The sequence below is a fragment of the Streptomyces sp. NPDC051173 genome (genome assembly GCF_040689515.1).
Lineage (GTDB): Bacteria > Actinomycetota > Actinomycetes > Streptomycetales > Streptomycetaceae > Streptomyces.
The window spans coordinates 1-6,879 of sequence record NZ_JBFBBD010000138.1; the positions used below are offsets into that span (position 1 = coordinate 1).

The 6,879-nt window shown below is 75.2% G+C and carries 6 protein-coding genes; 5 read left to right on the forward strand and 1 reads right to left on the reverse strand.

Annotated elements, in window-relative coordinates:
• Positions 1-133: 133 nt before the first annotated feature.
• Complete coding sequence (locus AB0435_RS33635) at positions 134-904, reverse strand: hypothetical protein (protein ID WP_366428688.1); 771 nt, start codon at positions 902-904, stop codon at positions 134-136.
• A gap of 235 nt (positions 905-1,139) precedes the next feature.
• Here AB0435_RS33635 and AB0435_RS33640 point away from each other — a divergent pair, with 235 nt between their 5' ends.
• The 5 genes from AB0435_RS33640 to AB0435_RS33660 are packed head-to-tail and all read left to right on the forward strand — an operon-like array spanning position 1,140 to position 6,733.
• Positions 1,140-3,800 carry a nitrate- and nitrite sensing domain-containing protein gene (locus AB0435_RS33640; RefSeq protein WP_366428689.1) on the forward strand — a complete coding sequence of 887 codons (2,661 nt, stop codon included), beginning with the start codon at positions 1,140-1,142 and terminating at the stop codon, positions 3,798-3,800.
• Entirely contained in the window at positions 3,797-4,312 is a 516-nt protein-coding gene (locus AB0435_RS33645; RefSeq protein ID WP_366003288.1) for a roadblock/LC7 domain-containing protein, read from the forward strand. The genes AB0435_RS33640 and AB0435_RS33645 overlap by 4 nt, the downstream gene beginning before the upstream one ends.
• A complete protein-coding gene (locus tag AB0435_RS33650; protein WP_366003289.1) occupies positions 4,309-4,722 on the forward strand; it encodes a DUF742 domain-containing protein in 414 nt (137 codons plus the stop codon). The genes AB0435_RS33645 and AB0435_RS33650 overlap by 4 nt, the downstream gene beginning before the upstream one ends.
• 28 nt (positions 4,723-4,750) lie before the next feature.
• Positions 4,751-5,377: an ATP/GTP-binding protein gene (locus AB0435_RS33655; protein WP_366003290.1), complete on the forward strand. Its 627-nt coding sequence runs from the start codon at positions 4,751-4,753 to the stop codon at positions 5,375-5,377.
• A gap of 57 nt (positions 5,378-5,434) precedes the next feature.
• Positions 5,435-6,733, forward strand: coding sequence for a styrene monooxygenase/indole monooxygenase family protein (locus tag AB0435_RS33660; RefSeq protein ID WP_366428690.1), 1,299 nt, complete (start codon positions 5,435-5,437; stop codon positions 6,731-6,733).
• Positions 6,734-6,879 lie beyond the last annotated feature (146 nt).

Here is a 6,879-nt window from a genome sequence, read left to right on the forward strand (position 1 = left end):
GGCGTTTGAGGACACGCGGCGCAGCCGCGTTGGGGTCCGGGGTCTCCCCGGTTTCGGGAAGGGGCGGGGCTGGGGAACAAGCCCGCCGCAGGCGCAGCGCACCCGCTCCCCGGGACCGAACCGCCGCCAACGGTCAAAGCTCCGCGTACACCACCGCCGCGTCATCCCGCACCTTCCCCCGTACCCGCACCCCCCACCCCGCATCGGACTCCGCCGAACGCACCGCGTCGATCAGCGCCTGCGGGCCCCCCTTCGACAGCAGCGTGAAGCACTCCGTCCAGCTGCCGAGACCGAAGGCCTCCACCCACCGCCCCGCCCCATCCGTGAGCGCCGCCACCGACCGCACGGACGCGCGCGGCGCCGTACCCGTCACCGCCCTCCCGGCGACAGCCGGGTCCGCCGCGGCCGTGAAGAAGCCGTCGGGCGCGTTGCGTTGCGCGTCCGTGACGGGGCCCAGGGCGCGCAGCCGCTCGATGCGGTCGTCGAGGACCGCGGTCACCGTGCCGTCCGGTGCCTCGACGAGGAGGGCGGAGTCGGAGAGGACGAGGTGCTCCACGCGCTCGTCGTCCCAGCGGGCCACGACGACGGTGGCCTGGGGTGTGCGCCGGTGGGTGAGGTCGCACGTGGCGCGGTGGGCGTCCGCCGTGCGGGAGACCGCCTCCGAGAGGCAGTCGGCGAGCGTGTGACCGGGGCGTGAGACGGCGAGTTCCAGGAGGGCGCCGCCGAGCCGGGCGGTGAACCACGGGACGCCGTGCGTACAGCCGGTGTCCCCGGAGGGCGGCGGGGTCACGCCGTCCAGCAGTACGAGCGCGCCACCGTGCCCCGAGGCGGGCAGGGCGACGGACGCAAAGTCCTCGTTCGGGTGGTGGGGATCCCCCGGCTGGGTGGCGAGTTCGATGCGCATGGGGCCAGTGTGCCGGATGCCGGAAATCCAGTCGTGCGGGTGCGCATCCTGGAGGCACATGCCGCGTTCTCCAGGTGACGTGCTGACCTGGCCCGTATGCGATGAGTGAAGCATCGCGAGTCAATTTCCGGGCTGAGTTCACTCGTTCGAGTGGCCGGGTGGGCGAAGGGCACCCTCTCCTCAGAGGTGCTGAAAGGGTCAAATCCGTACCAGGGGTGGGGCAGGCGAGAGTGGAATGAGAGCACCGGTGCGGAAGAAGCGGCTGCGGGGCGGCGAGCGGGAGCGGCAGTCCACGGCGGTGCGGGAGCGCACCGCCCGCGTGCGTAACCGGCTGACCGCCTCCGTCGCGGTCACCGCCCTCACCGTGCTCGCGGCGAGCACCTTCGGCGCCGTGGACGCCACCCGCGAACTGGGCCGCGCCCAGCGGCTCGCCGCCCTCGCCGACGCCGACGGGCCGGCCCTCGGCCTCGCCCACTCCCTCGCGGACGAGCGCGACGCCGCGACGCAGTACGTCGCGGGCGGCCGTGCCGACAAGGCGGAAGCGGCCGCCATCAAGACCCAACGCGCCCATGTGGACCAGGAGATCGAGGACTTCCGGCCGGCCGCCCCCGCCTCCCTGCGCGACCGGCTCGACACCCTCACCGCCGCGCGCCACCAGGCACTCGACGGCGACGACGCCCTGGCCGTCTTCGCCGCCTACACCGGCATCGTCCAGGCGCTGCACGGCGTCGCCGACACCGCCTCCCTGCACGGGGGCGGCGGGGGCGACGCCGCGGCCCTCCCCGCGCTCGGCCGCGCCGTCGAGGAGGACTCCGCCGCCCGCGCCCTGCTGCTGGGCGCCATCGCCGCGCACGGCGACGCGGCCCTCGTCTCCGCCGCCCAGCGGACCGCCGCCGCGGAGAAGGACGCGCTCGCCGACTTCGACCGGCAGGCGAGCGCCAAGTCCCGCGAGGCGTACGCCGGTACGGTCAGCGGGCCCGACGTCACCGCAGCCGCGGGCCACGTCACCCGGCTCACCCGCCCCCAGGTCACCGCGGCGGAACTGGCGGCCGAGCCCGTCGAGCCCGTGCGCTCGGCGCTCAGCTCCCGCCTGGACCTGATGCGCCAGGCGGAGTCCGACCTCGCCGCCAACCAGGCCGACCGCGTCGCGGCGCAGCGGCACGACGCGCTCGCCGCGCTGGAGCTGCGCGCCGGGCTGATCGTCGCGTGCCTGGTCGTCGCCCTCTTCACCGGTGTGCGGACCGCCCGCTCCATCACCCGGCCGCTCACCTCGCTGCGGCTCGGGGCGCGCCGCGTCTGCGCCGACCCCGTCGCCGAGAAGCCGATCGGCTTCAAGGGCCGCGACGACGAATTCGCCGAGACCGCGCGGGCCGTCGACCTCCTCCACGAGACCGCCGTCCGCCAGCAGGAGCGCATCGCCGTCCTCGAAGGCGAGCGCACCCGTCTCATCGCCGCCCGCCACCTGCTCGCCGAGGAGCACGACGCCCTGCGCGAGCGGCACCAGGAGCTCGCCGGGCAGCTGGCGGAGGAGGCGGCCGCCCGCACCGCGGAGCATCCAGGCGACGCGGCCGAGCGGGCCCGCGGCCTCTTCGTCGGGCTCTCCCTGCGCACCCTCGGCCTCGTCGAGCGCCAACTCGCCGTCATCGAGGGCATGGAGACCCACGAGACCGACCCCGAGCGCCTGGAGACCCTCTTCACGCTCGACCACCTCGCCACCCGCATGCGCCGCAACAGCGAGAACCTCCTCGTCCTCGCGGGCACCGAGAGCGTCACCGGGCGGCCCGAGCCCGTACCGCTGCTCGACGTCCTGCGGGCCTCGGCGGGGGAGATCGAGCGGTATCAGCGCGTGCGCATCCAGTCGCTGCCCCCGCACGCCCGGCTCTTCGGCCACGCGTCCGAGGACGTCAGCCACCTCGTGGCCGAACTCCTGGAGAACGCCACGACGTTCTCCCCGCCCGACGCCCAGGTGCAGCTCTCCGGCTGGCTCCTGGAGACCGGCGACATCGCGCTGTCCGTGCAGGACGAGGGCATCGGCATCGCCCCCGACCGGCTCACCGAGTTCAACGCCCTGCTCGCCGCCCCCGACCCGGACGGACCGCCCCCCACCGGCCCGGCGGGCGGAGCCGTCCGGGCGGGGCGGGCCCGGGGCGCCATGGACGCCCACCCGGCCGACACCGGCCAGGCGCCGGGCCTCGGTCTGTACGTGGTCGCGCGGCTCGCCGCCCGGCACGGCATCCGCGTCCAGCTGCGCGAGCAGACCACGGGCGGCATCGCGGCCGTCGTCGTCCTGCCCGCCGGGCTCCTGGCCGACGGGCCCCCGACCGTCACCGGCCTCGGCGACACCCCGCCCGTGCCGGGCGCCGCGGCCGCGCCCCCGATCCACCTCCCCGGCTCCATCGCCGAGCCCGACCCGCCCTCGGTCCCCGGAAGCCGGCACCGCGCGCACGCCGGCCCCGCCCCCCTGCCGCCCCTTTCGCACCTTTCCTCCCTTTCCCCCCTGCCCGTCCACCCGGCGGATCCGCCCACCGGCCACCTCCCGGACGGGATACGGCCCACCGGCCCGCCGCCCGCGGCCCCCGTGGGACGGCACGCCCGGCCGTCGGCGCTCGGCGATCCCGCCGCCTTCGCGCCGGCCGTCCCCGGCCAGGGCTCCGCCCAGGTCACCGGCAACGGCCTGCCCCGTCGCACCCCCCAGTCCGTACCGCAGCGGGCCGAGGCCCCTCAGCTGCGCCAGGGCGTGGACGCGGAGGCCCTGCGGCGCAAGCTCGCGGGATTCCAGCGGGGCGCGGCCGAGGGGCGCCGCGACGCCGTGGCGGAGATCGCGGGACGCACCACTGAATCGAACCAAGCGGGGCCGCCGGCTCAGGGCGGCACTGTCGAGGAGGCACGCGGTTGACTGCATTTTCCCGGGAGGCGACTCCCGTCACACCTGCCGGCCCCGCTGTCTACGGGCTGAGCCACGAAGCCCGCAACCTGCACTGGCTGCTGGCCGGTCTCGTCGACGACGTGCCGGGCGTACGGTCCGTCGCCGTCGTCTCCTCCGACGGCCTGCTGCTGCTCTCCTCCGACCCCGAGCGGACCCCACGGCCCGGCCTCGACCGGCCCGCGGGGCCCCGCGGCTCCACCGGCGACCTCGCCACGATCGTGGCGGGCCTGGGCAGCCTCACGACGGGAGCCGCCTGCCTGATGGACGGCGGCGTCGTCAAGCAGACGATGGTCGCCATGGAAGACGGGAGCCTCTTCGTGATGACGATCAGCGACGGCTCGCTCCTCGGCGTGCACACGGACCCCGACTGCGACATGAGCGTCGTCGCCTATCAGATGGCGCTCTTCGTCGGCCGGGCCGGACACGTGCTCAGCCCCGAACTCCGCAGGGAGCTACGGCAGTCGGTGGAGGCGGTCGAATGAGCCAGGCGGTCCTCTGCCGCAAACCCGCCCGCGTACGCCCCTACTCCCTCACCGGCAGCAGGCCGCGCCGGTGCCGGGTGCTGCTCGTGGAGACGTTCGTGGCCGCGCTCGACACCCCGGGCGACGCACCGCCCGACCCGCCGCCGGGCGGCTGCGTGCCGCTGCCGCCCCGCTCCGTCCCGGAGGTGCGGGCCGTGCCCGAGGCCCGCGCCATCGTCGAACTCTGCTTCCGGCTGCGCTCGGTCGCGGAGATCGCCGCACTGCTGAAAATGCCCCTGGGGGTGGTCCGGGTTCTGCTCCTCGAACTGGCCGACCAGGGCAGGATCCGCGTCTTCGACACGGGCCACGGCACGGGCCGGCCCGACCGCGCGCTGCTGGAAAGGGTGCTGGGTGGACTTCACAGGCTCTGAAGCCGATCCCCGGAGGGCGGCCCTCGCCGTGCGCAACGAGGACCCGACGCGCGGGGGACCGCCCGCCGCCCTCGACGTCCCCCGCGGCTGGCAGACCGACCGCAGCCGCGCCCCGCACGCCACGAAGATCGTCGTGGCGGGGGGCTTCGGCGTCGGCAAGACGACCTTCGTCGGCTCCGTCTCCGAGATCACCCCGCTGCGGACCGAGGCCGTCATGACGGTCGCGGGCGAGTCCGTCGACGACCGCAGCGCCACCCCGGAGAAGACGACGACCACGGTCGCCATGGACTTCGGGCGCATCACCCTCGACAGCGACCTGGTGCTCTACCTCTTCGGCACCCCCGGCCAGGAACGCTTCTGGTTCATGTGGGACGACCTGGTGCGCGGCGCCATCGGCGCGGTCGTCATGGCCGACACCCGGCGGCTGGCCGACTGCTTCCCCGCCCTCGACTACTTCGACAGCGCGGGCCTGCCCTACATCGTCGCCGTCAACCAGTTCGAGGGCGCCGAGCGCCACGAGCCGGATGAGGTGCGCGAGGCCCTCGCCCTGCCCCGCCAGGTGCCCCTGGTCCAGATGGACGCCCGGCAGCGGATCGCGGTCGTCGACACCCTGCTGATCCTCGTCGGCCGGGCCCTCGACGCCACACCCGGATAACCGCCACACCCCGCCCGGTGCGGCGCGGCGCCACGCCCGTACGAAGGAGCTTCACCCATGCGCCGGATCCTCATCGTCGGAGCGGGCCAGTCCGGCCTCCAACTGGCCCTCGGCCTCCAGGCCAAGGGATACGACGTGACCCTGATGTCCCACCGCACCGCCGACGAGGTGCGGGCCGGCCGGATCATGGCACCCCAGTGCCTCTTCCCGACCGCGCTGCGCCACGAGAGCGAGCTCGGGCTCGACTTCTGGACGGACCGGGCGCCGCGCATCGAGGGCCTCGGCGTCTCGGTGGCCGGCCCCGAGTCGGAGAGCGGTGGCCGCACCCGGCTGACCGACTGGCTCGGCAGGCTCGACGGCTGCGCCCAGTCCGTCGACCGCCGGGTCAAGACGGCCGGCTGGCTGGACACCTTCGCCGAGCGCGGCGGCCGGCTCGTCATCCACGCCGCGACCGTCTCCGACCTCGACGCCCTCGCCGGGCGCTACGACCTCGTGCTGGCCGCCGTGGGCCGGGGCGAACTGGCGTCCCTCTTCGGCCGGGACGCGGCCCGCTCCCCGCACTCCACCCCGCAGCGGGCCCTCGCCGTCGCCTGCGTGCACGGGCTCGCCCCCCGCCCCGAGCACCCCGCACTCGAAGCGGTCCGCTGCACCCTCGTCCCCGGCGTCGGCGAGCTCTTCGTCATCCCCACCCTTACCCTCTCCGGCCGCGCCGACCTCCTGCTCTGGGAGGGCCCGCCCGGCGGCCCGCTGGACGTCTTCCGGGAGACGGCGGGCCCGAGCGAGCACCTGGCCCGGTCGCTGGAGCTGCTGGAACGGTTCGCCCCTTGGGAGTACGCGCGCGCCACGGAGGTCGAACTGGCCGACGCCAACGCCACGTCGGCCGTCCGCCACGCCCCGACCGTCCGGCACCCCGTCGCCCGGCTGCCCTCCGGCGGCCTCGTCCTGGGCGTGGCGGACACGGTCGTCGCCGACGACCCCGTCACCGGCCAGGGCGCCAGCTCCGCCGCCAAGTGCGCCGCCTCCTACCTCGCGTCGATCGTGGAGCGGGGGGAACGGCCCTTCGACGAGGCGTGGATGCGGGCCGCGTTCGACCGGCACTGGTCGTCGGCGCGGCACACGACGCGGTGGACGAACGCGATGCTCGCCCCGGCGGAACATGTCCTGCACCTCATGGCCGCGGCCGCCGACCTCCAGCCGGTGGCCGACCGGCTGGCCCGGGGCTACGACGATCCGTCGGACCTGGAGGACTTCTTCTACGACGCGGAGCGGGCGGAGGAGTACGTGGGGAAGGTGGCGGGGAGTTTTTCCCCAGTCCCGCCCCTTCCCGAACTGGGGGCAAGCCCCCAGACCCCCTGACCGCGCTGGCGCGCGGTGTCCTCAAACTCCCCCAGCTACCGCTGGGAGGTGCCCCCAACGGGCTGAAATCAGCCCGTCCGGCGTTTGAGGACACGCCCGCAGGGCGCTCCCGCCGCAGGCGGCAACGGACCGGTAGCCAGATCGGA